At 43.4% G+C, this 25,074-nt stretch carries 14 protein-coding genes and 2 pseudogenes; 3 read left to right on the forward strand and 13 right to left on the reverse strand.

Going from position 1 to position 25,074, the window contains the following annotated elements; translation table 11 throughout:
* Positions 1–101: 101 nt before the first annotated feature.
* The 12 genes and pseudogenes from QZ995_RS14200 to QZ995_RS14255 form a co-directional block, all read right to left on the reverse strand.
* Positions 102–995, reverse strand: coding sequence for a PhzF family phenazine biosynthesis isomerase (locus QZ995_RS14200; RefSeq protein WP_301808019.1), 894 nt, complete (start codon positions 993–995; stop codon positions 102–104).
* An 85-nt stretch (positions 996–1,080) separates the two neighbouring features.
* Positions 1,081–2,025, reverse strand: coding sequence for a metallophosphoesterase (locus tag QZ995_RS14205; protein ID WP_301808022.1), 945 nt, complete (start codon positions 2,023–2,025; stop codon positions 1,081–1,083).
* Positions 2,026–2,133: 108 nt separating this feature from the next.
* A complete protein-coding gene (locus QZ995_RS14210) occupies positions 2,134–3,798 on the reverse strand; it encodes a glycerol-3-phosphate dehydrogenase/oxidase (RefSeq protein WP_301808025.1) in 1,665 nt (554 codons plus the stop codon).
* 176 nt (positions 3,799–3,974) lie between these two features.
* Positions 3,975–5,483: a glycerol kinase GlpK gene (glpK, locus tag QZ995_RS14215; protein ID WP_301808028.1), complete on the reverse strand. Its 1,509-nt coding sequence runs from the start codon at positions 5,481–5,483 to the stop codon at positions 3,975–3,977.
* Between the two features lie 61 nt (positions 5,484–5,544).
* Positions 5,545–6,255 (reverse strand): MIP/aquaporin family protein, encoded by a 711-nt coding sequence (locus tag QZ995_RS14220; RefSeq protein ID WP_301808031.1) that lies wholly within the window; start codon positions 6,253–6,255, stop codon positions 5,545–5,547.
* Between the two features lie 181 nt (positions 6,256–6,436).
* Positions 6,437–6,997: a glycerol-3-phosphate responsive antiterminator gene (locus QZ995_RS14225; protein ID WP_031412243.1), complete on the reverse strand. Its 561-nt coding sequence runs from the start codon at positions 6,995–6,997 to the stop codon at positions 6,437–6,439.
* Between the two features lie 21 nt (positions 6,998–7,018).
* A complete protein-coding gene (locus QZ995_RS14230; RefSeq protein ID WP_301808036.1) occupies positions 7,019–7,651 on the reverse strand; it encodes a GNAT family N-acetyltransferase in 633 nt (210 codons plus the stop codon).
* 2 nt (positions 7,652–7,653) lie between these two features.
* A complete protein-coding gene (locus QZ995_RS14235; protein ID WP_301808039.1) occupies positions 7,654–10,929 on the reverse strand; it encodes a non-ribosomal peptide synthetase in 3,276 nt (1,091 codons plus the stop codon).
* 73 nt (positions 10,930–11,002) lie between these two features.
* Positions 11,003–18,865: an amino acid adenylation domain-containing protein gene (locus QZ995_RS14240; RefSeq protein ID WP_301808041.1), complete on the reverse strand. Its 7,863-nt coding sequence runs from the start codon at positions 18,863–18,865 to the stop codon at positions 11,003–11,005.
* A gap of 208 nt (positions 18,866–19,073) precedes the next feature.
* Positions 19,074–19,163: pseudogene (locus tag QZ995_RS14245) on the reverse strand (8-oxo-dGTP diphosphatase MutT); the annotation flags it as partial.
* 7 nt (positions 19,164–19,170) lie between these two features.
* On the reverse strand, positions 19,171–19,800 hold the full coding sequence (locus QZ995_RS14250; RefSeq protein WP_301808043.1) for an HXXEE domain-containing protein: 630 nt from the start codon (positions 19,798–19,800) through the stop codon (positions 19,171–19,173).
* A gap of 21 nt (positions 19,801–19,821) precedes the next feature.
* On the reverse strand, positions 19,822–20,412 hold the full coding sequence (locus tag QZ995_RS14255; protein WP_301808047.1) for a TetR/AcrR family transcriptional regulator: 591 nt from the start codon (positions 20,410–20,412) through the stop codon (positions 19,822–19,824).
* Positions 20,413–20,917: 505 nt separating this feature from the next.
* On the opposite strand from QZ995_RS14255, the gene QZ995_RS14260 reads away from it, so the two are divergent.
* From QZ995_RS14260 to QZ995_RS23840, 3 genes and pseudogenes are all read left to right on the forward strand, one after another.
* Positions 20,918–22,396: an Lsa family ABC-F type ribosomal protection protein gene (locus QZ995_RS14260; protein ID WP_301808049.1), complete on the forward strand. Its 1,479-nt coding sequence runs from the start codon at positions 20,918–20,920 to the stop codon at positions 22,394–22,396.
* A gap of 482 nt (positions 22,397–22,878) precedes the next feature.
* Positions 22,879–23,589, forward strand: coding sequence for a DJ-1/PfpI family protein (locus QZ995_RS14265; RefSeq protein WP_301808053.1), 711 nt, complete (start codon positions 22,879–22,881; stop codon positions 23,587–23,589).
* Between the two features lie 112 nt (positions 23,590–23,701).
* Positions 23,702–23,911: pseudogene (locus tag QZ995_RS23840) on the forward strand (ThiF family adenylyltransferase); the annotation flags it as partial.
* 273 nt (positions 23,912–24,184) lie between these two features.
* Here QZ995_RS23840 and QZ995_RS14270 read toward each other — a convergent pair.
* Positions 24,185–25,006, reverse strand: a complete 822-nt coding sequence (locus QZ995_RS14270) for an alpha/beta hydrolase (protein WP_301808213.1) — start codon at positions 25,004–25,006, stop codon at positions 24,185–24,187.
* Between the last annotated feature and the right edge of the window lie 68 nt (positions 25,007–25,074).

Raw genomic sequence — 25,074 nt, forward strand, 5'->3', positions numbered from 1 at the left:
ACAGATTATTATTTTGTATGTATTCACGCTGTCTTAGCATTCGTACATGCACACAAAAAACAGTCGGGGTAGAAGGTTAATCCTCCCCGACTGTCTCTAGCTTAGATAGAGATTTCGAATGCTTTCACATAAACGGCCGTACCTGTAATCTCAACATCATACGATTCATGATTTTTACTAATGGTTACCTCTACCCTACCGTCCTTTTGGATTTCCTGACCTTGTTCGATCACGAGACGCAGTTTTGTATCAAAATCATCGCTTATATATTGAGCATAATAGGCTCCCATCACGCCTGAAGCCGTGCCTGTCACAGGGTCCTCCCTTGTACCTGAAAACGGCGAGGAGAAATGGCGTCCATGCATTTGTGCTTGAGAATCATACGTTTCCAGACAAAATGGATGAACAGATGCTTTTGGCATCTCCTGTAACACACTTGGGAAACGTGCATTGTCAGGCTTCATTTTTTGAAAGGCACTCAGCTTTTTTATAGGGACTAGCAAGGTCCAAATACCTGTACTGCCGTATGTAATGGGTAAATCAGTTTCGATATCGTCGATTGTAAGACCGATTGAGTCTGCCAGCTCCTCCTGAGACCCTGTAAAATCCTCAAACTGCGGAGCTGCCTGCTTCATCGTAATATACCGTTTATCATCTGTACCCATCTCCATTTTTATTGGTAATATTCCTGCTTTTGTTTCGATGGTTAGATGATTTTTATCTCCTAATTGCCCTGTAGTCTTTAGCGCGTAAATAGCAGCAATGGTTGCATGACCGCAGAGATTATTTTCATGTCCTGGTGTAAAATAACGAATTCTAAGGTCAGCTACGTCTGAAGCGAGTACAAAAGCCGTTTCATTAAATCCTACCTTTTGTGCTACCTCTTGCATTTCTTTTTCCGTCAGTTCATTACCTGTAAAGACTACACCTGCCGGATTTCCTTTATCAGGTTGCGTGCTAAAGGCATCATAGTGATACACCTGTATTGTATTCATTGTAACAGCTCCTCAGGAATCAGTAAGAACATATATAATCCTGATTCTAACATGGGGCCTTCTTTGCGCCCAATAAAAATCTGTGCTATATTTCCAAGCTGAAAACAGCAATTTCAGGTCTACTTCCCATGCGAATTGGCAATCTAGTCGTCCCAAGGCCTCGATTCACGTACAATTGCATCGTGTGGTTCCCTTGGCGAAGCTGGTATAGACCCTCTTTATATTTTCGAGCTAACGAAGGCGTGATCACAGGCCCCAGCAGAGGAATCTGCACTTGTCCGCCATGGCTGTGGCCTGATAATTGCAGATCAACAGGGTAGCTAACGATCCGATCAGCAACATCAGGCTCATGAACGAGACAAATGACGAAACTCTCTGCAAGAGGTGAAGTAAAGCTGGGCAATTGATTCGAAAAAGTCTGTTCCTTCATGGAAGTAAGCTGCTCTCCCTGCTCAAGCAGTCCTAATGTCTCCTCTAGCTTTGGCTTGCCAAGTAAAAAGTCATCTAAACCAGCGATGGTAATCGATTTTTTATTTTTTAAGGCAATCGTTTTCACATCATTGACAAGTAACTCAAAGTTAGCTTGCTCCATCACCTGTCGGTAGTATTCACTCCCGCCACCGCCACGATCATGGTTTCCATACACTGCGAACTTGCCAAGGGGAGCATTCAATTCTGCTAGAATGGCTATCAATGCGTCCTTGCCTTCTTTAAAGCTCCTGACCCGATCCAAGAGATCACCTGTGAACACAATAAGATCAGGCTTCTGTTCATTAATGAGGGTAACAACCTCTTTTAGTTGTGCAAGCGAAAAGTGGGGACCTACGTGTGTATCGCTAAATTGGACGATTGTAAGCCCCTGCTTCTTATCGAGCAATCTTGAAATTTCTACCTGATGGCGAGTTATCACCACGGACTTGGGTTCCACGTAGGCAGCGTATATCAAACCAGCTACGCCTATGATGATCAGTATAAGTAATGTAGAGATGCTATATTTGACGATGGTTAGCGAAAGGATTTCTCCAAGCATATTCCCACCCCTTTCTCTATTACTCTACCAATCTTATGTTACACAGAGATGACAAAAGAACGAATCATGTGCTACCCAAGCTCTTTCTACTCCAACAAACCCCTGCTGTCATTCACTGAGTGGAATAACGGCGTCATGTATTACCTGCTCTAAACGTTTTTTGTGAGTAGCTGTTTCCTCTGCGCTCCACCCTAGCTTTTTAGCCATATAAGCAATAACGGGCTCCTTCCAATCTCTAACCCCTTGTATATGAAAATAAAGATCTCCTGTACGACGAACAAAGAAATCCTCTGGAGTGGCTGCCATCTCTTCTTCTATCGCATACATAAGAGGGCCAAAAATATGTGCAGGCAATCCCGCTTCCGCTCTCTCTGCCTCATATTCGCTTATTCGCGAGAAAATCCGAGATACATTTGACCCATAGCGAGCAACTAACTGCTCCGCTTCCCGCTCAGATAGGCCGATTGAGACGCCCTCTTTTATCTTATCCTTCTTGAATAACGCAAACTTGTCAGCTCCGCCTACGTCGCCGCCAGATAAACGAATTTTATCAGTTGTACAACGTGGATAATTGCCTTGCCCTTCTGTTTTGAATTGCTCAACTAGTAAATCAACAATTCTCTCAGCCATTTTACGATATCCAGTCAGCTTCCCTCCTGCAATTGTTAATAGACCTGATTCAGACAGGAAAATCTCGTCCTTACGCGAAAGCTCAGACGGGGATTTGCCATCCTCATGTATCAATGGACGTAAGCCTGCCCAGCTGGATTCTACATCTTCTCCTGTTAGTTTAAGTGACGGGAACATAAAATTAGCTGCACGAAGAATGTAGTCACGATCCTCTACAGTCATTTTGGGGTTAGCAATGTCTCCCTGATAGTTCGTATCCGTTGTTCCTACGTAGGTCTTATTATCTCGGGGAATGGCAAACACCATGCGGCCATCAGGTGTGTCAAAATAAATCGCTTGGTTTAATGGAAATCTTTTTTTGTCTATTACAAGATGAACACCCTTTGTGATATGCAGTCTCTTTCCTTTTTTCGAGCCATCAATTTCTCGAATGGTATCTACCCACGGACCCGCCGCATTAATGATTTTCTTAGCACGGATTGTAATTTTCTCACCGCTGATCTGGTCAATAGCCATCACTCCGTATACCCTGCCATTCTCATACAACAAGTCCTCTGCTTTCATATAATTAATAGCTGTTGCTCCCCGCCGAACCGCTTCCTTCATCACTTCCATCGTGAGGCGAGCGTCATCTGTCCGGTATTCTACGTAATAACCGCCGCCTTTTAGCTTATCCTTGGCTAGCAGCGGCTCTTTGGCCAGCGTCTGCTCCTTGTTGAGCATGATACGGCGTTCACTTTTCTTGACCCCTGCTAGTGCGTCATAAACTCGTAAGCCGACGGATGTAGCAAATTTACCATATGTTCCCCCTTCTATCATGGGAAGCAGCATCCATTCTGGCGTAGTGACATGGGGAGCATTTTCATACACGATTGCTCGTTCTCGTCCTACCTCGGCAACCAGCTTCAATTCCAGTTGCTTTAAATAACGCAAGCCTCCATGAACGAGCTTTGTCGAGCGGCTAGAGGTCCCGGCAGCAAAATCCTGCATTTCAATCAAAGCAGTATTGATCCCACGTACTTGTGCATCCAGCGCGATTCCAGCTCCAGTGATTCCGCCCCCGATCACCAGCAAATCATATTCCTGCATCTCCATATCCCGCAATATTTGTCTCTTAGATAAGCTTGAAAATGGCTTTGTCATCTCATTCACTCTCCTGTGCATAATAACGAACGTATTTTTTCGTCAGGTGAATAAAAAAAAGACCACAACAAGATCCTTCTTATTTAAAAGGACCTGCTGTGGTCTACTCCAATTCTCCGACCGATATTAACTTGTTCCATTTGATAATCAAAGTATAGCGTAGATTGCTACCTGCTTCAACCGATTGACGGTACCTGGAAGCCCATTGTTGCTTCTACTGCCTTTTTCCATCCGCGATATAATTTCCTTCTCTCCTCTTCCCCCATCTGTACCTCAAAGCGCTTATCAATCTGCCAAACAGAGGCAATCTCCTCACGACTTTCCCAGAATCCAACCGCTAGACCAGCTAGGTAAGCCGCTCCTAATGCTGTCGTTTCGCTATTAGTAGGTCGCTCTACTGGAACGCCAAGGATATCGCTTTGGAATTGCATCAAAAAATTATTTCTCACCGCCCCACCGTCTACACGCAAGGCTTTTAAAACAATCCCTGAATCCGCCTCCATGGCAGAAAGGACATCTTTTGTTTGATATGCAAGCGATTCAAGAATGGCCCGGATAAAATGCTCCTTTTCTGTCCCGCGCGTCAACCCAAATACAGCTCCTCGCACGTCACTCTTCCAATATGGTGTACCTAGTCCAACAAAGGCTGGCACCATATATACCCCTTCCGTCGATTCTACTCGTTGTGCATATTGCTCACTCTCAGCCGCTGACTTTAACATCCGAAGCCCATCACGCAGCCATTGGATAGCTGAGCCAGCAACAAAAATACTGCCCTCCAGCGCATACTCGACTTTACCATCGATGCCCCATGCGAGCGTCGTTAGTAGTCCACTTTCCGATTTTACTACCTTGTCTCCTGTGTTCATGAGCATGAAACAACCTGTTCCATAAGTATTTTTTGCCATCCCCATCTCGTAGCATGCCTGCCCGAATAAAGCCGCCTGCTGATCTCCCGCCGCGCCAGCAATCGGTACCTGTTCGCCAAAGAAATGATACGATGCTGTAAGCGCATACACTTCTGACGATGGTCGAACCTCAGGCAGCATGCACTTAGGAATATCGAGCATGGCTAACAACTCATCATCCCATTTTTGCTCATAGATATTATATAGAAGTGTTCGGGAAGCGTTCGAATAATCGGTCACATGACTCTCCCCACCTGACAGGCGCCAAATCAGCCATGTATCAATGGTTCCAAATAGCAAGTCACCCTTCTCCGCCTTCTCACGGGCTCCTTCTACATGATCCAAAATCCATTTTAATTTCGTCCCTGAAAAGTAGGCATCGATCACTAAGCCTGTTTTATCCCGTACTACATCTGAATAGCCCTTGGCTTTTAGCTCATCGCATATCTCGGATGTTTGACGGGATTGCCAAACAATCGCATTATATACTGGCTTGCCTGTATGCTTATCCCAAACAATCGTAGTTTCACGTTGATTTGTGATTCCAATAGCTGCTACTTCCTTTGGGCTAATATTGGAGGTGGACAGAACCTCTGCAATGACAGCTAAGATAGAACCCCATATTTCAAAGCCATTATGCTCCACCCAACCTGGCTGTGGAAAATATTGCGGAAATTCCCGTTGTGCCATGGAAACAATCTGTCCTTGCTTATTAAACAGAATGGCACGTGAGCTAGATGTGCCTTGATCTAATGACAAAATATATTTTTTCTCCATATGAAACTCATCCCTTTTCCCTGTTAGTCAGTATTTTTTCTCTAATCTAATCTAATCTAGTCTAAGCAAGAAATACGACTTTATAGAACAGCGCTGCCAATACTCCTCCTATGATGGGGCCCACCACCGGAATCCAAGCATAACTCCAATTGGATGTTCCTTTTCCAGCAATCGGTAACAGACAGTGGGCCAAACGTGGGCCTAAATCTCTTGCCGGGTTAATGGCATACCCTGTCGTGCCGCCCAGAGATACCCCGATGCTAATGATTAAAAGTCCTACGACAAACGGGTTTAATCCATCTACAAATTTATTCGCTCCAATCGCAAGAATACCAAAAACTAAAATAAAAGTACCTATGATTTCACTTAACAGGTTTCCTAGCGTATTTGGAATGGCAGGATCAGTTGCAAAAACAGCCAGTTTCGCCCCCTTGTCCTCTGTTTGCTTCCAGTGAGGCAGATAGTGCAGCCAGACAATCACGGCTCCCAGGAAGGCTCCGATCATTTGTGCCACGATATACAACGGTACGTCCGCCCAAGCAAATCTGTCAATGGCGGCCAATGCAATCGTAAGGGCTGGATTCAGATGGGCACCACTTATTCCCCCAACAGCATACGCTCCCATAGTCACTGCCAACCCCCAGCCAATCGTGATGACGATCCACCCTGAATGCTGAGCTTTTGATTTATTGAGAACAACCCCTCCTACTACACCGCCCCCCAAAATAATTAAAAGCATAGTCCCAACTAATTCACCTACAAATGGCGACATTCTCTGTATCCCCCTTTATGCTTGACAGACAACAAAAAACCCACAGGAAACAATCCCTATTATACGATAGGGAAGCCTCTGTGGGTCTCCGATTCTCCGTCACCTGATTAACTTTATAACCCATTTAAGCAAACAAAAGATAATTCTGTCAACAATGAATTATCAGGGAATCGAAAAAGTTTTATTTATTCTCATAATGGTGCCAAATCTCTTTTCGTGACGTTGTTACCGCAACAGCCCCGCCACTAAAGGCACACTCAGCATCCTCCACAGTTCTGATTAACCCACCAGCAAGCACAGGAATTTTCACACGCTCATATACTTCGGCAATAATATGCGGCATAATGCCAGGTAAAACCTCGATATAATCAGGCTGTGTCTGTTCCAAAAGACGGTAGCTTGTTTCAAGCGCCGTAGTGTCCAGCAAAAATAAACGTTGAATTGCTAGGACTTTATTTTTCTTGGCGGTTAATACAGCACTCTTGCGCGTGGAAATTACACCCGCTGGTCGAATTTCCTGACATAAAAATTCAGTTGCATATTCATCATTTCGTAAGCCATTGATAAGGTCAACATGTACAAGCATTTTTTTATTATGCTTTTTCGACATTTGGACAATATGCTTTAATTGCCCCACATGGCTATCCAACAATACTAAATATTCAAAACGACTTTTAAGCAATGCCTCGAAATCCTTCATCTGCCGAACTGCTGGTAAAACTTTCTGATGTAAAAAATCCATGTAAACACTTCACATCCTGTATCAAAAACTGTCATGCATCATTGTAGCAGGATTTTTCGATGATGCAACACTGGATTCACAGCACAACTCTTTCTCATCGCCTTTCACCGATTTAGCGATGAAAATCGTGTCTACATATGTACCGTCAGGATATTTGACTTCTGCAATCTTTCTTCCCTCTTCTACAAACCCAAAGCTCTTGAGTAAACGAAGGGATCTTTCATTATGTGCAAATGCTTCACCCGAAAGCTTTTCAATTACAGGATGTGCCTCTGCCCACTCTAGCATGACTTCAAAAAAAAGACCTCCAATTCTTTGACCCCGCCACTCTTCTTTAATTGTTAACGCGATCATGCCTACATGCTGTACTCTCTTCGTTTCTCTTGGCGTGACGGTCATAATTCCTATTAATTCATTCTCACATTCTGCGATAAAGGCCACTTTGTTAGGATCATTCCAGAAGGCATCAATACCGGCGGCGACTTGCTCATCATTAGCGATAAATTCCTCCCCAGAGGTGAGCATAAAGGGATTGTCGTGAAAGACTTGCTCGTAATGCTTGCGAACCTTCGAAGCATCCTTTGCTGTCGGTGAACGAAATGAAATGATACGCTCCGATTTGCTTTGTTTCGATACAGGTACGATCTGAGCCATAGCTATCTATCCTTCCTTTTCATCTGGTGTAAAATATGTTGAAGCAGTGTAGTGTTCCTTTGTAGAAAATGCCCATTAAACATACTGTAATGCATGCCTGCACCTTGATATTCTCTATATGCTCCTTTTGTAAATTTTCCCCACATTTGCAAATCCGCTGGCTGTGCAATATTATCCTCATCTGGCTCTGCCTGCACAAAGTGAATGGCCGCCTGTACTTGACCAACATGAGCCAACTGAAGGAAGTAAGCAACATAAGCCCTTGTTTTCTTGAGAACCCGCTCTTTGACAACCTCGTCGCCATGACTAAAGTCTAAGATTTCTCTGATATTTTCCAGTTGCAGGAAGCGTTCGATCTCATCCTCTTGCTCCTTGGGAGTCATTTTCATCTGTTCTGTTTTCATATAGGTGTCAAACATGATGATATCGGATACAGCGTGCCCCTTTTCTTCCATTGCTTTTGCCACTTCGAATGCTAGATTTCCACCAGCTGAATAACCGAGGAAAATGTACGGTCCTTCTGGCTCCGCATCCAAAATCTGTTGGACATACAGCTCGATGCGATTTTCCTCTTCTATATATTCAAATCCATAAAATGTAGCTTCCTGAGCCAGCAATTCCGCAATTCGTTTATAGATAAAGATGAAACCATTTATGGGAGGAAAACAAATCACTTTGAGATCGCCGGCTCTGTTTAATAGCGTCATGTGATGGTTACTCTCCTCCATATAAAAAGCAAAGGCCCGTTCTGCCATATATTCGATCGTTGGATTTTCATACAGTAATTTTAAGGGAATCTCAACGTTTAATTCTTGTGCCACCTGATTAATCATCTTGAGCATTTTGAGCGAATACCCGCCTAGCTCAAAGAAATTGTCCTTAATTCCGATCGGCTTGATTTCCAGAACATCCTCCCAGATGCTAACCAAGCTAGCTTCCAGAGACGTTCTGGGTTCTACATACTCTTGCTTGGATCGCAGGCTGTTCTCTGGCTTTGGCAAAGCTTTTCGATCAATTTTTCCATTAGGAGTCAGCGGGATTTTTTCTATCTGGATAACATACGTAGGAAGCATATAGTCAGGCAAAGAAACAGATAACGCTTTTCGTACATCTATAGCTCCTATGTCTTCTGTAGCCACCGCATAGGCGCATAGCTCATTGATTCCATCCTTGTTCGGTCTGGCTACTACTACTGCTTCCTGCACAAAGCCAAGTAACAGCAGTTGCCCTTCAATCTCACCCAATTCAATCCGATGCCCTCTAATTTTTACCTGATGATCCAGTCGTCCCATATATTCAAGAGTGCCGTCTGCCAGCCATCTAGCCAAGTCTCCAGTCTTATACATGCGTTCCCCAGCTATATAAGGATTGTCGATAAAGCGCTCCTGCGTCAGCTCCTGTCTGTTCAGATATCCTCTGGCAACGCCTGCCCCTGATACATACATTTCGCCAGGTACCCCGATTGGCAGCAGCTTTCTATCCTGATCCAATACATAGATGGACAGAGTCGGAATCGGTTGGCCTATGTTGCTTGCGTGCTGATGGAAATCCTCCTCGTTCAGCTCACGGAAGGTAGCATGGACTGTGATTTCGGTAATGCCATACATATTGATTAGTTTGGTCTGAGGATATTTTGCTTTCCACGGCTGCAGCTGTCTTGGCGTTAAGGCTTCTCCTCCGAAAATGACGTACCTCAGATGTAATTTCTGATCAGCGGATTTTAGCTCTTCATTTATGAGTTGATAAAAAGCGGTGGGTGTCTGATTAAGTATCGTTACTTGCTCACGCTGTAATAATCGTAAAAAGACCTTGGTGTCTTGAGCAACCAGCTTAGGAACCACTACCAGCTTTGCGCCAAACAGTAGGGCTCCAAAAATTTCCCATACCGAAAAATCAAAGCTAAAGGAATGAAATAACGTCCAGACGTCTTGATGGGTGAAGGAAAATAAGGGAGTGTCTGGAACCAATAAACGTACGACATGTCTGTGTTCAATCATGACACCCTTGGGGTGGCCAGTCGTCCCTGATGTATAGATGATGTACGCTAGGGCTTGCGGGGAAATCTCTACAGACAGGTTTTCACTAGCACACTTTTGCAGGGTTTCATCATGAACAAGAAGAATTGTTCCCGAATAGGTGGAAGCCGTTGGGCCGTGTCTATCTGTAAGCAAAAGCTTCGCCCCGCTATCTTCTAGCATATAAGTAATTCGATCCTGTGGATAAATCGGGTCAATAGGAAGATAGGCTGCTCCTGCTTTTAAAATGCCAAGTATACCCACAATCATTTCTACGGAACGTTCAACCATGATCCCGACGATATCGTTAGGCTGAATCCGACGATCTATTAGTGCTCTCGCTACCTGATTAGCACGTCTATTCAATTCCTCGTATGTCATACGCTGATCATCACATACCAAGGCTTCTCGTGCCGAATGCTTCTCGGCCTGTTCCTCGAATAGCTGAACAATTGTTTTGTCCTGCGGATAACCAGACTGTGTTTGATTAAAACCGAAGACGAGCTGGTGCCTTTCCTTCTCAGACAAGAACTCTATCTCCTGACTGGATTGTTTCGGATTGGACAGAGCCTGCTGAAGTAACCGTAGCATATGCTGAACAATGCGATGAATGGTCCCCTCCAGATAACATTCTGAATCGTAATGCAGCTCAATTTCCAGACTGTTTCCCCTATCCCGGAATAAAAAAAGCATGCTAGTCTGTATGGTATCAATCTCGTTCACGTCATGAACGCTATCAAGCAAAACGACCGTCTGCATAGTCAACTGAGATGGATCGTCTATCTCTGGATGCAGCATCCGTACGACCTCTGCAAAAGAAAGGTTGGGATGCTGATCTGCCTCCATAACTGTTTGTTTGATTTTTCCCGCCCATTCAGCAAAGCTGTCCTTCTTCGTCCCAACAGTTCGCAGAGCTAGAAGATGGTTGGCTGTCTTCTCCCTGCTTTTCAGATGAAAAGGGGGCATGCCAACCAGAATATCCTCACCCCCTGTATAATGGCTAAGCAACAGCTTCACACCGCTCACAAGTAAAACATACATTCCAAACGGTGATCCATTGCTGGCCGCTCTCACTTTTTCAGACAGGTCGGCAGGGAAAATCGCTTTATAGACACATCTAGTACTCTCCTTGCCTGTTCTGATCAAATCCTCCAAAAATCCGCTCGCGACTACATTTCCTTGTAATTTGTCTAGCCAGTATTGCTGCTCCTTTTGCCACTTTCCAGTCGTCATTGTACCTGATTGACTTAATGTGTCGCGCATCCTTTTTCTCTCCTTATCAGATCGAGTAGGGAGAGAATCCTCTCCCTTTTATACCAGAGAAAAATCTTTGCTATTAAAATGTAAACGTAAAGTCCTCTGTTATAGCACTCTCCAGCTTTTTCGCGCGAAGGAAGGGAATCTCATGAATGAGCATGTCCTTGTTCGCTGTCACCATCCGAAGAAGCTCCACGTAGTTCTGTCCCATCTGCTCAATGGTGTCTCGTTTAAATAACGCTGTTCGGTACTCCCATGTAAAATGAAACGCGTCTCCTTGCTCTATCGCCTGCAAAGTAAGGTCGAATTTTGCTGTTTGATGAGCATACGGATAGGGTGCTAGTGTTAGTTCACCTGCTTGATCTGCTTGCCAATCTGTGTTTTGAAGTACAAATACTGTATCAAAAAGAGGATTGCGATTAGGAGCTCGCTCAATCTTTACCTTTTCGATCAGCTCCTCAAATTGATAGTCCTGGTTTTCAAAAGCCGCTAATGAAGTCAATTTGACCTCGTCTAAATAAGCTGCAAACGATTTACTTCCAGCCGGATGCATTCGAAATACCACTGTATTAACAAACATTCCAATGATCCGTTGAAGATCGTCATCTCTCCTGCCAGCAATCGGTGATCCTATCAGGATTTCTTGCTGACCACTATATTGAGCGAGCAGCAAGCTGTACGCCGAAAGTAACAGCATAAAGGGGGTTGTTCCTGTTTCCTCTGCTACTTGGTGCACAAGACGAGATGTTTTTGAATCAAGAGGAATCCATACTTGATCACCTTCAAATGTAAGAGCTTCAGGACGTTTATAATCAAGCGGAAGCTGTAAAACAGGAAGCTCTCCTGCTAGCTGATGTAGCCAATATTCTTCCTGCTTCAAATAGGAGGAGGTTTGTTTCCAAGCATGCTGCCATACAGCGTAATCCTTGTACTGCAGGTGTAGTGCAGGCAGCTCTTCTCCTTGATAAAGGCGTACAAATTCAACCGTAAAGGTAGCCATGGAAACGGCATCTGAAATAATGTGATGAATGTCTACAAGCAAAAGGTGACGATCTGTCGCAAGCCGAATGAGAGCAACTCGAAGTAACGGCGGCATCTCTAAATCAAACGGCTGAATAAATGCTCGAATCAGTGACTGGATATCCTGCTCTGTTGTGTTGTTGTTTCCTAGATCTTCATATTGGACCGTAAAATCTGCCTTCTCATGTACGCGTTGCATCGGAGTTCCGTGTACCATTTCAAAGGAGGTTCGCAATGTAGCATGCCTTTGGACCAAATGCTGCAAAGCTATTTCCATGCGATCTCGGTCGACGGCTCCCTCCAACATCATTACAACTGGAATATTGTAGCTTAGGGTAGCCTTGTCTAATTGATGAAGCAGGAACAATCTTTTTTGGGCAGAAGAAAGCGGATAATAGTCGCTCTTTGGTGCAGGCTGAATACTCATCTGCACGCTTTTCTCCATTTCAGGAAGAAGCTTTGCCAACGATGCTACTGTGGGATTTTGGAAGACTTTTTCAATCGGCAATTGAACATGCCACTCCTTCTGGATCTTGGCGACCAGCATCATTACTTTTAAAGAATGTCCGCCCAATTCAAAAAAATCCTCATAGATACTAATCAGACTGATTCCTAGTAGGTCCTGCCATATGATTGCCAATTTAGCTTCCAGTTCATTGCGTGGAGCCACGTATTCTTGCGTGCGAAGCTCATTGCCGTCAGGGATGGATAATGATTTCCGGTCAACCTTGCCATTAGGTGTAAGCGGAATTTGATCGATCTGGCACATATGGGTAGGGATCATATATCCTGGTAAAATAGCTGCTAGTTCCTCCCGTACTCTGGCAAATGACAACGCTTCATCCGAGACGAGGTGAGCGGATAGCTCATGCTCCCCCTGAGAATTTGTCCAGACTGAGACCACGACTTCCCTGACGTATTCAAGCTTCCTGATGTTCGCCTCTATTTCCCCTGTTTCGATACGGTATCCACGTACCTTGACTTGATGATCCAGACGCCCTAAAAACTCTACATTTCCATCTGGCAGCCATCTGGCTTTATCTCCGGTTTTATACATCATTTCACCTGGTGCATACGGGTTTGGGACAAATTTTTGCAGAGTCAATTCCTGCTTTTTGTAATAGCCGCGCGCTACACCAACCCCTCCTATGCACAATTCCCCAGCAATTCCTACGGGCAATAGCTGATTCTGCTGATTGACAATATAGTAGCTGGTATTGGGCAACGGCTTGCCAATGGGGACTCGACTTTTGCCATTGAACCAATCCGCTTCCTCTTCAAAATAGCTGGATTCAATACTAGCCTCCGTTACTCCGTAAGTATTTAGAATACGTATGGTTGATCCAAATTTCTGTAATAAATAAGTGAAATCATTCATCGGCACAGTGTCGGCTCCAAGCAGGATTAGCTTCAGATCGGGAAGCTCCAAGCCCTCCTCTGCTACATATCGCATAATGGGTACAAATAAAGCCGGTGTCGTATCAACCGTGCTGATTTGATGCTTGCGCATAAATTCATATAAAGCGGGGGGATGAATCCGAATGTCTTCTGGACAAATGATGAGCTGACCACCTGTAAGGAGTGCCTTTGCCATATCCCCAGCAAATACATCAAAGGAAAAGCTGGCCATTTGCAACAAACGACAAGGAGATTGTTTCAGATCGTATTCCTGCATCCAGGCATAGGCCGCATTCACGTAGCCTCGGTGTTCAATCATTACACCTTTGGGATTACCGGTTGAGCCTGAAGTGTAAATCAGATATGCCATGTTGCCGGGCTTCGTCACAGCTACTACATTAGAGCTATCTGGGTGATAATTCGATTCATCCTCGACATACACGATTTCTTTCGTAAATTCTTCCTTCTCTAGCTGAATATGAGCCTCTGTCGCTCTCGTTGTCAGTAAAATCATCGAATCGCTATCCCTGAGCAGGTAGTAAATTCGCTCTCTAGGATACATAGGATCAATTGGCACATAGGCTCCACCTGCTTTGAATACCGCAAGCACGCTAACGAACATTTCAATGGAACGATCCATGAGAACACCCACGACAGTCTCTGCCTTCACGCCTTTTTCCCGCAATCTTCTTGCCAGTTGATTCGCTTTCTTGTTTAAGTCCCGATAGCTTATCGTTTGATCCTTCCATACGATCGCACATTCATTAGGTGTAGCTTCCACCTGCTCCTCGAACAACTGCGTAAATGTTTTCTCCTTTGGAAACGTCACTCTTGTATCATTGAATCGTTCTAGCAGTTCCTGTTTTTCTTTTGGCGAGGTTACTTCGATCTGATCTATCGGTTGATCTGCGTTCTCAACAATCCCCTGCAACAGGGTAAGAAAATGCTCCATCAAACGTTTTACGTACTTTTCAGCATAGCGTTCTCTATTGTAAATAAAGTGGAACTGCAAGCAATCCTCTGGAGTCACCTTTACGGTAAAGTCATAGTGTGTCTGTTCAAAATAAGCATGTAAATCCATTGTGTACCCTAGGGCTTGGGTAGTATGAGCAAGCCCCTCTACATCCAATGGATAGTTCTGAAAAATAAACAGATGGTCAATAAGCCCTTGCTTAACTGGACTTTGTGCTTGGATATCTGAGAAGGAACAATATTCATAGGCTTTCGCTTCAACAGCCTGCTGACTGACTCTTTTCAACAGCTCCAAAAACGTACTCTGCTCATCCCAGCTTACCCTGATAGGATTGGTGTTGATAAATAAACCAATGATCTTTTCTACACCTTCCACCTCAGACGGCCTTCCAGAAACCGTCTTTCCGAATACAACGTCTCGCTTGCCATTATATTTACCTAACAGGATACCCCATGCCGTTTGCAGGATAGCTCCCATAGTGGAGTGATATTTGCTAGCGATACGTTGCAGCTGTGATGTGAGCGTTTTTTCAATATACATGATCGTCTCATCTTGCTCGAACCCTATACTCTCCTGTCTGTGATCAACTCTTGGCTCTATATCCTTTTCTTCCTTCTTCGATCCAGTAACCATCATTTTCGGGAGAGGGGCAGAGTCTTCATATCCGTGAAGATACTGGCTCCAGAAACGAAGCGATTCCTCCTGATCCTGCTGTTCAATCCACCTCATATAGGTAGAAAACGGTACAGCCTCTTCTATTTCCAACGGGGCGTTGTTAAGCATAGCACGGTAATGCTCCATCCATTCCTGTAGCATAATCTGCAAGCTCCACCCATCGATTTGAATATGATGAGTGCTCACCAAAATATGATAGGAGTTGGCAGATAATGTGACTGCCGCTAAGCGCATCACATCTTGTGCGAGATCAAAACCACGTTGACGATCAGCCATCCGCAGGTTTTGTAAATAGTGACGTTGCTCCTGCTCGTCTAAGTGAGATACATCTGCCTGCAACAGTGGAATATCCCGATTTTTCAGAACACATTGCACAGGAACTTCTCTTTCCGTATACCGATAAATCGTACGCAGACCATCGTGCCGCTCCACTACACACTGGAGGCTAGTAGCTAGCAAATCAACGTCTACCCCTCCTTTTAGCACCAACTCCAATTGAATGAAAAAGGAGGAGGGCTGATTCATAGAGCTGTGAACATACATCCATTCTTGTGATGGCGTTAAGGGGTAGGCCTGATCCATGCACCCCATTGGAATTTCTTCTTCTACTTGTTTTTTCAATAAAGAAAGCTCCTCTACCGGAAGCGAAACTAAGGAAGCTGAAGCTTTTGGCAGTCGATGCTCTAGCTTTTGTTCCAGTAAGGAAATCTCTCGTGCCGCATCTGAAAGAATAGGGAACTGAAACAGACGCTTCATTTCTAAGGACATGCCCTTGGCACGCAGACGAGTCATCACTTGTATGGCCTTAATAGAGTCTCCGCCCAGGTAGAAAAAATTATCCCTAGCTCCTACTCTCTCCACTCGCAGCACATCTTCCCATATCGTTGCCAATAGCCTTTCTCTTTCGTTTTTTGGCTCAATATAAACCTCATCTGTGCCAAGTGTGTCTGTGCATCGCTTAGGTAATGGAAGTCCTTTGCGATCAACCTTACCATTTGGTGTTAGCGGCATATTCTCAAGAGGGATGAAATAGGTAGGGATCATATAGGTCGGTAATACATTTGCTAATTCCTCTCTCAATGCCCCAATCCGATGCTTACGCTCCGACACAATATATGCACACAGCTCCTGCACTCCCGGCCCATTCTCAACCGCCACTACTACTGCTTCTTTTAAGCCGTCTATTTTGACTAGCTGCGCTTCTATTTCCCCCAACTCGATACGATATCCCCGGATTTTCACCTGATGATCGATTCGTCCTAAATACTCCAATTGTCCATTGGGCAACCACCTAGCATAATCTCCTGTCTTGTACATCAGCTCCCCTTTATTTGTAAAGGGATTCGCGACAAAACGACTTGCCGTCATCTCTGGCAAATTGAGATACCCCCTTGCCAAACCTACACCTGACACACAAAGTTCTCCTGTCACTCCCACCGGCTGTTGCTCGCCATGCGGACCAACGATATAAATTTGTACATTATCGACCGGCCGACCTATCGGGACAAATGGCATGCTAGCTGTATCACAGTCATAATAGGTTACTTGAATGGTCGTCTCTGTAGGACCATATAAATTATGGAGGGAAATGCCGTACGGTTGCAGAATGTCATGAAATGTAGCAACATGCTGTGCCTTGAGCGCTTCCCCGCTAGCAAGTATCAGTCGGAGATTTTTGACATGCTCTGCTTTCCATGTCTCCGTAAGATAGGTAAGGAAAATATGAAGCATAGAGGGGACAAAATGTATGATTGATATGTGTTGCTTTTGGATGGTCTGAATAATCATCGCCGGGTCTTTTTCTGCTCCAGGCTGTAAGAAACAGACCTTGGCTCCTACGAAAGACCAGCCAAATAATTCATAAACGGAGACGTCAAATGTGAACGGTGTTTTTTGTAAAATCGTATCTTGCTCCGTAAGCGGATACTTTCTTTGCGACCAAGCATTGCGGCTGACAACAGATCGGTGTTCGATCATGACCCCTTTTGGATTTCCCGTCGAACCGGATGTGTAGATGATATACGCAAGATGATCTGCTTTTGCCAGTGGTTCTAGATTTGCCTCATCCTCATCCGCATAAAGCTCGGATTGTATGACGATCTCCTCCCCCTCAAATGGGAAATGCCCAGCAAAAGAAGGATGCACAAGCAATAAAGACGCTCCACTATCCTGTAGCATATACTGAATTCGTTCTGTCGGAAATTCCGGATCGATGGGTAAATAGGCCCCGCCTGCTTTCATAATGGCAAAAATACCGATTAGCATTTCTTTGGATCGTTCCGTAATTATGGCAACAGCCTGATCGGGTTCTACTCCTTTTTTTCTTAGTCTTCTTGCCAGACGGTTTGCCTGCTCATTTAATTCACGATAAGTGAGGTGCTTATTCTCAAAAATCACTGCTATATGCTCAGGGGTCCTTTCAACCTGTTCTTCAAACAACTGATGCACCGTTTTGTCCAAAGGAAACGCATTTGTCGTGTCATTAAAGGATAGAAGTAGCTGTCTTTCCTGCTCGGATAGAAGCCGTAGCTCACCGACCTTTTTCCCAGGCTCCATTACACCATCCTGTAGCAGAAGCAAAAGCTGCTCTGTCACCCTCATTATTTCTGACTTATCAAACATTTCAATCTGATAATCCAAGGTAAGCATGATCTGTCCACTGTCCAGATGCTCTTTTACGTGTACATACAACGGGTAGCCAGCATGGCCATTAAAGAGCCATTCCATGCTATATGTTAGCTGTCCCTTTTCTCCCCACTTCATCGGCTGATACTCCAGTACAATCGTAAAAAGCTCATCCATTCCGCGATGCTTCGCCCGTAATTCTTGCATGAGTAAATTATAAGGATACTTCTGATGGCGTAGGATAGAGACCTGTTTCTGAGTTATATGGCGGACATAGGCGGCAAAATCTAGCTGAGCATTCATCTGCGTGCGAAACGGCTGAGTGCTTACGAGCATGCCAAACATGTCAGCATCCGTGCGGTTCGTCCGATTCCCATAAAGCGTACCAATCGTACTATCATCTGACAGGGTCACTTTCTGGACATAAATGGAAAGAACAGCCAGGAATAAGGCATTTACGCTGACCTGATATTTTTTACAAAAGGAATGAACCGACGCTTGAAGTTCCTCTGGAATAGAAACAGATTCTCTCTCTGCCAAGGTACTCGACTGATAGGTAGGCACTTGTTTGATTCCATTTACGTCCGGGAGACTGGAAAAAGCCTCCTGCCAAAAGCTTTTATCCTTCTGAAAGCGAACGGATGACTCATATTCCCTTTCACTGTCCAAATAGCAGAGATAGGAGGGCTGTCTTTTCAGCTCGATTGCCTCTCCTGCAAGCAACTGAACATAGTTATCCATAAACTGATTACAGAACATATCTATCGACACACCATCGGCAATCAAATGATGGAATCGGCAATACACCCATATTTGCTCATCATCAATCAAATGAATGGAAATATCGTACAAGTCAGAGTGGAACAACTCCATAGGGATCTTTGCCTGATCTTCGGCCCATTCTACTACTTTATTTATCATTGACTGTTGTTCACGCTCTTGTATGATCGATACGTCGTCTTCAAGCTTTGAATGCGCTACCCTTTTGCTGTGATCCATGACAGGAAACTGCCGCTCCTGATAATCTGCTAGATATTGCCTTGGTTCTGCTTGTCCTTCATCTGTTAAACGAATTCGCAGGGCATCATGGGCATAAATCGCTGCGTTTATCGCCTGACATAGCTTTGAATAATCAGACTGCCCTGTGATTTTTATAAAACCTGCCATAATATTAACCGCCGTGTCAGGATGCATCATTTCCGTATACCAAATTCTCTTTTGGGGATTCGATAGCGCATAGGTTTTTTGCATCAGGTTTCTCCCTTTTTTGGTTTATTCACAAATAAACATTTATTCCCAGTAGAATTATAACAAAATTAGGAAAAGATGTTCCACGAAAATATTTTTTACAGTGGGTCGTGGGAGTAAAGAGTTTGGAAAATTGAAGGAAAGATATATGGATCCAAGTAAAAACCCGAGCAACGGACATTATGGTCTGTCCGTTACTCGGGTCATGTTTTTAGCGAAACTGTAATACATGTTCTTTTGAAAGTTTCTCTATTGTTGGCAAATCGGCTGGCGCCCATTCTAGTGAGTGTAGTTCGTTAGGAACAGTGTCACATCCCCTTACCATAAGGCCCCATCTGCTGCTTAGAAAAACTGTACCGCGTCCCTTTATCCTTCAACCATATATTGCCTTTAACGATCAGAACATACACGGCGGCGATAAAGTAGATCGTACCAGCTACCCAATCAACTGTAGTCACTAAGCTATGACTAACAATGTGATAGATATACCAGCAGCCAACCGGAATGTGAAGAAAGATAACAGCAAACAAGCCTGGATTATACAGTGTTTTTCCTTTTATATTGGCAAAAATGCCGTGCCAGATAAATTGAAAGAAGCCCATCAAAATAGGAGCAAGACCAAGCCAGATCACATCTGGAAACTGCACAGGAAGCAGATAAAAAACATAAGCGATAACTAGATTGATGATCATAGCCGATTGAGGGTTTAATGGATATCGTTGCGGATATTCACTTTTAAAAATAAGCACGTTGAACAATCCTCCGAAATATCCAGGCCAGCGGTATTCTTCAAATTGGTGGAATAGAATTGCCACAAAGCTAAGCCATAAAATAGAGCGTATTTCCGTGATATTCTGCCATTCCGCATACAAATAAAGCCCGACCATCAGAGCAACAGCCATACCTAAATCCTGCCAATATTTCCGTAGGAAGTTCATGTCTTCTTCTCCCCTGTTCGCTTATTTGTAAGAAAAATAGTGATCAAATAGGAATTTCACTTGCTCTTCGATTGGCGCAAAGGTTACCCCTGCTCCTGATTCCAGTATTGGCTTCATTAACGCAGGCAAAAAGATTGCGCCAAATAGCTGCGTCGTCATCATCATTAACTGGTTTGGGTCGCTTTCCTGCGTGATCTCTTGTAATGTCGCCTGAACCTTTTGAAAGCCCATTGTTTGTAGAAATTCTCCATATTCCTGCTGGGAAGCAAACGGTGCAGTCCCCATTGCAATAATCCTTGATACAAGCTCTGGGTATTGCAAGATGACCTGAACATAACGGATGAGGAAGGATTGCAAACGGTCCCTTGGTGATAAGCTGAGGTCATCTAAAATAGTGAAGGTATCCTGAAAGCTGTTTAGCAGAACTTTAACAGCCTCGCTTATCAGTCTTTCTTTTGATCCAAAATAGTAATTAATAAGCGCGATATTGGTTTCTGATTTCGTTGCAATTTTCCTGATGGTCACACTCTCAAAGCCCTCTTTTTTAATCAATTCCAAGGTTGTCTTAAGAATTTTTTCTTTTGTGCCCTGATTTGTTTCAGAATGTGTCATTTTCTACCTCCTCATCACGGTTTTTTAACCAAGATTTTAAACAAAGTTTTAAACGTCGTTTAATAAAATGATATCACCGTTCTATCGCTAAATCAATGCGTTTTTTGTTTACTAAATAAATAGCTCGAACGTATGCCTCTCCCACCACATGCTGCTGTGCTACATGGCGGCGGTCGGACTACATGGCGAGTATTGGTGCCCTCGTTGTCCAGAAGATAATGTGTTGAAATTAAAAAATAAGTATGATAAGATACGTGTAATTTAATGATTGGAGTTGAAAACATGGAGTAATTTTTCTTGCGAATATATAAATCAATAAAACTATAAAAGCGATATTTTTCGTATGTTTTATTCTTTATATGCAAGAAGGTTACTGCATCTTTTCACTCAAACAATATATCCTTATCTGACCCCATTCATTATGGGGTGGATTTGCTGTATTTATTTGAGCTGCAAGAAGGTAACTTTCTTGTAGCTTTTATTTTTTTATACAGGAGGATATCTTATGTCATTAATCAATGTTACAAACCTGACGTTTGCCTATGATGGCAGTTTCGATAACATATTTGAAAACGTAAGCTTCCAGATCGATACGGATTGGAAATTGGGATTTACCGGAAGAAACGGCAAAGGGAAGACAACTTTTCTTAACCTATTGCTTGGGAAATATGAATACAGCGGAAATATTTCTGCTGCGGTCAGCTTTGAATATTTTCCTTTCCCTGTCGAAAATAAGGCAAATAATACCCTTGATGTAATCGACGATATTTATCCAGACTATGTCCACTGGAAATTGATGCGTGAGCTTTCATTGCTAAAGGTTTCTGAGGATGTTTTATATCGACCCTTTGATTCATTGTCCAACGGTGAGCAAACGAAAGTGCTGTTAGCTACATTATTTCTCAAGGAAAATCATTTTCTGTTAATTGATGAACCAACCAATCATCTCGACATGCACGCAAGAAAACTTGTCAGTGATTATCTCAATACCAAAAGCGGATTTATTCTTGTGTCTCATGACAGGTCATTCCTTGATAACTGTGTAGATCACATCCTTTCCATCAATAGAACCAATATCGAAATACAAAAAGGCAATTTCTCTGATTGGTGGGAAAATAAAGAGAGACGGGATAACTTCGAGCTTGCAGAGAACGAAAGGCTAAAAAAAGACATTAAACGCTTGTCGAATTCTGCTAAAAGAACAAGCAACTGGTCACACGAAGTGGAAAAAACGAAAAATGGTACAAGAAATTCCGGTTCCAAGGTAGATAAAGGGTATATTGGTCACAAGGCTGCTAAAATGATGAAACGCTCGAAAGCAATGGAGCAGAGACAGCAATCTGCTATTGAGGAAAGGTCTAAGCTCCTTAAAAACATTGAAAACGCTGAAAGCTTAAAAATTTCACAGCTTGCTTTTCATAAAAACCAGCTTGCAGAACTTAAAAATGTTTCCATTTATTATGGCGAGAAAATGGTTTGCACAGATATAAACTTTACAATTGAGCAAGGGGAACGAATAGCGCTGTGCGGTAAAAACGGCTCTGGAAAATCAAGTATTATTAAGCTTATTTGCGGTGAGAATCTCAACTATACGGGCACTTTTAGCAAAGGCAGTCAGCTCAAAATATCCTATGTTTCACAGGATACCTCACATTTACAGGGAAATGTAACGGACTACGCTAGAAACAACGGGATTGATGAAAGCCTGTTTAAATCTATTTTAAGAAAACTTGATTTTTCCAGAGTTCAATTTGAAAAGGATATTTCCGCTTTTAGCGGCGGTCAAAAGAAGAAAGTGCTGATTGCAAAAAGTCTTTGCGAGAAAGTTCATTTGCATATTTGGGATGAACCGCTTAATTTTATCGATGTGATTTCCCGCATGCAAATTGAAGAGCTGCTGCTAGAATACACACCAACTGTCCTGTTTGTGGAGCATGACAGGGAATTTTGCAAAAATATCGCTACAAAGCAAATTCAACTCTAAGCCTTTAATCTAAGGCTCGATTTTTCTCGAACATTTTTTCCCTTATAAAAAAGAACCCCGACAGTTGTCGGGGTTCGCCTCAAACCTATTCATCGATTACAACAAAGCACTACAGCGTAAATTGGTTCTCTTGTTTTCAGAAACGGATTTTTTGCAAAATCTCAATGATTTATACGATATTTTTTGAAATATACGGTTCGTCCGTATGCAGGGTGTGATCCGTGTCCTCATTAAGGTTACAGTTTTTTCAAAGTTGGTATTCGTTTCCCATACCAGCATTTGTTTGGCCATATACGATAAGGCGTGATCCCGCTCTCTTACTAAAAACATACACAACTGTCCATACTTGCAAAACATGTATATAAATGTACAAATTGTAATATTCTCAATTTTCTAGCCCTTATTAGTCATGTTTAAGTCTGTAGATTTGGGATATTATTTTGGCGAAAAGAAATAATTCCCAATAAAAGGAGCTGAGTAAATTGAAAAAATTATGTAGTTATATTCTCATCGTAGCAATGTTCCTAACCACTTTTGGTACAAGTGCATGGGGACACTCATCAGTACCCGATTCTCCCAAGTCTTCAGAGGGAAAACCTGAAAAAAAGAAGTGGACTGTAGGAATTTTGCTGTACAACGACGTGGAAGTATTGGATTTTGCAGGTCCTTTCGAGGTTTTTGCCGTTACCGAACACGATACATCAGATAAGCCTTTTCATGTGAAAACCATTTCAGAGGATGGGAAAATGATTACAGCGCGAAATGGATTGAAGGTTCAGCCTGATTACAGCTTCGAAAATGCTCCTGCCTTTGATATTCTCATCGTTCCAGGAGGACCTGGCAGCCGTACGGAAATGCATAACAAACATATAATCAAATGGGTGCAAGACCGAATGAAAACCGTTGATATTATGGCTTCCGTATGCACAGGAGCATTAATTCTGGCAGAAGCAGAATTGCTAAATGGCAAAACGGTGACGACCCATTGGAATTCGTATGATCGACTTGAAAAAGAGTATCCGAAGCTACGGGTTAAGAGGAACGTAAAATTTGTGGATGAAGGAAAAATCGTAACATCAGGAGGCATTTCCGCCGGCATTAACATGTCATTTTACTTAGTCAAACGATTACTAGGAAAAGAAACCGCCGAAAAGACAGCGAAACGGATGGAGTATGACATTGTCATAGAGTAAATTTGCCAGATTTCCGTGCCAAAAAAATAAATCTCGTCTGTCCGTCGTGTCATCGCAAGAACGCTTGGAATTGATGGAGCAAGTGTTACTTAGTTAAAAGGGTGGTTAAGCACTGGACGAAAATCAGTATTACTGGGAAATGGTCAAAAAAACAACGGGGTATACTCTCCCAAGACAGGAGCGACTCCGAAAGTCTAGAGTCATCATCTTTGGACTAGGTGGCCTGGGTGGTTATGAAGTCATTTTATGTGCTCGATCGGACTGAGCCATATTACAAGGAGTATATCCTGACGAATTCGAGGTATCGAATATTAACCGCCAATGTGAAGCGGAAATTAAGGGAAAAATCCAGCAGGTCCGAGGTTCAGCCTCTATATTTATACCAGCCTGCTTACAGCATACGTAAAAATATGTATCTGGCAGCGGTACCTATACCAATATTGTCTTGGCTTTAGAGTACAGTGCCCGTATAGAAATGACAAAATCACTGACACCAGCATTCGTAACTTCGTAATCATAATAACAAAAACGCATGCGACTGTCTGTCAGAACAAAGCATGCGTTTTTATCTTATTTTCCTTTTTACACGATGCGATTATTTCCTTGCTAATGCAGATCGAATGACAAGTCCGATGTACGGGAGAAGAACGGATAGATGGCCCTCATCATCAAAGCAACGGTATTGAACCTGCAAGCCAGGTATGTTACTGGAAGATAGACGTTCGTACATCTCTTTGGCATCCGCGACCATCTCAGCCTTTTCCTCGCTGCCTATCCCTATCAAAAGACTAGTTTGTACAGGCTCTGCTGTTGATTCCTTCGCTTCCTTAGCAAAGCGTTCTGCTAACGGAAGCAGAAATTGATTTTTCCACCAAATAGACGGACTTCCGGCTGCATAAACCTGAAAAGCCTGACATTTTGTAAACATCGTATATAATGTAAACAGTCCGCCCAAGGAATGACCAAATAACGTCTGACGATTACGGTCAATGGAAATCTCCTGTTCAATCAACGGCTTCAGCTCTTCTTCAATAAATGTCAAAAATAAGTCTGCTCCTCCGGTTGTCGGCCATTCAGACCCGTCCTTACGATTAGGGAGCTCCGTTTTATCAGCATACACGGTGTAATCATAGAACCGTCGATTCGTTTCAAAGGGTTGGTCAGTATCATATCCGATACCAACTACTACTGCTGGCTCCAGCATGTGCGGTCCGCGCGTCTGTAAGCGAACGGTCTCCGCCATCGAGCCAAACGCTGAATTTGCATCCAGCATATATATAACCGGAAAACCAGTCTCGGGTGCAGGTACTTCCGGTTTGTACACCATAATGCGGTATGATGCACCACGTTTGCTTATTACTGTCCGTTGCTCTGCCCCCGGAATGGCGAAGGCAGAACGTTTTTCTGTTTGTTTCATCGCCAAATTCACCCTCTCCTCACAGCTACCTGCACGAATTACCCAACTGATAATCATTATCAAAATTG

Source organism: Brevibacillus laterosporus (genome assembly GCF_030489605.1).
Taxonomy (GTDB): domain Bacteria; phylum Bacillota; class Bacilli; order Brevibacillales; family Brevibacillaceae; genus Brevibacillus_B; species Brevibacillus_B laterosporus_E.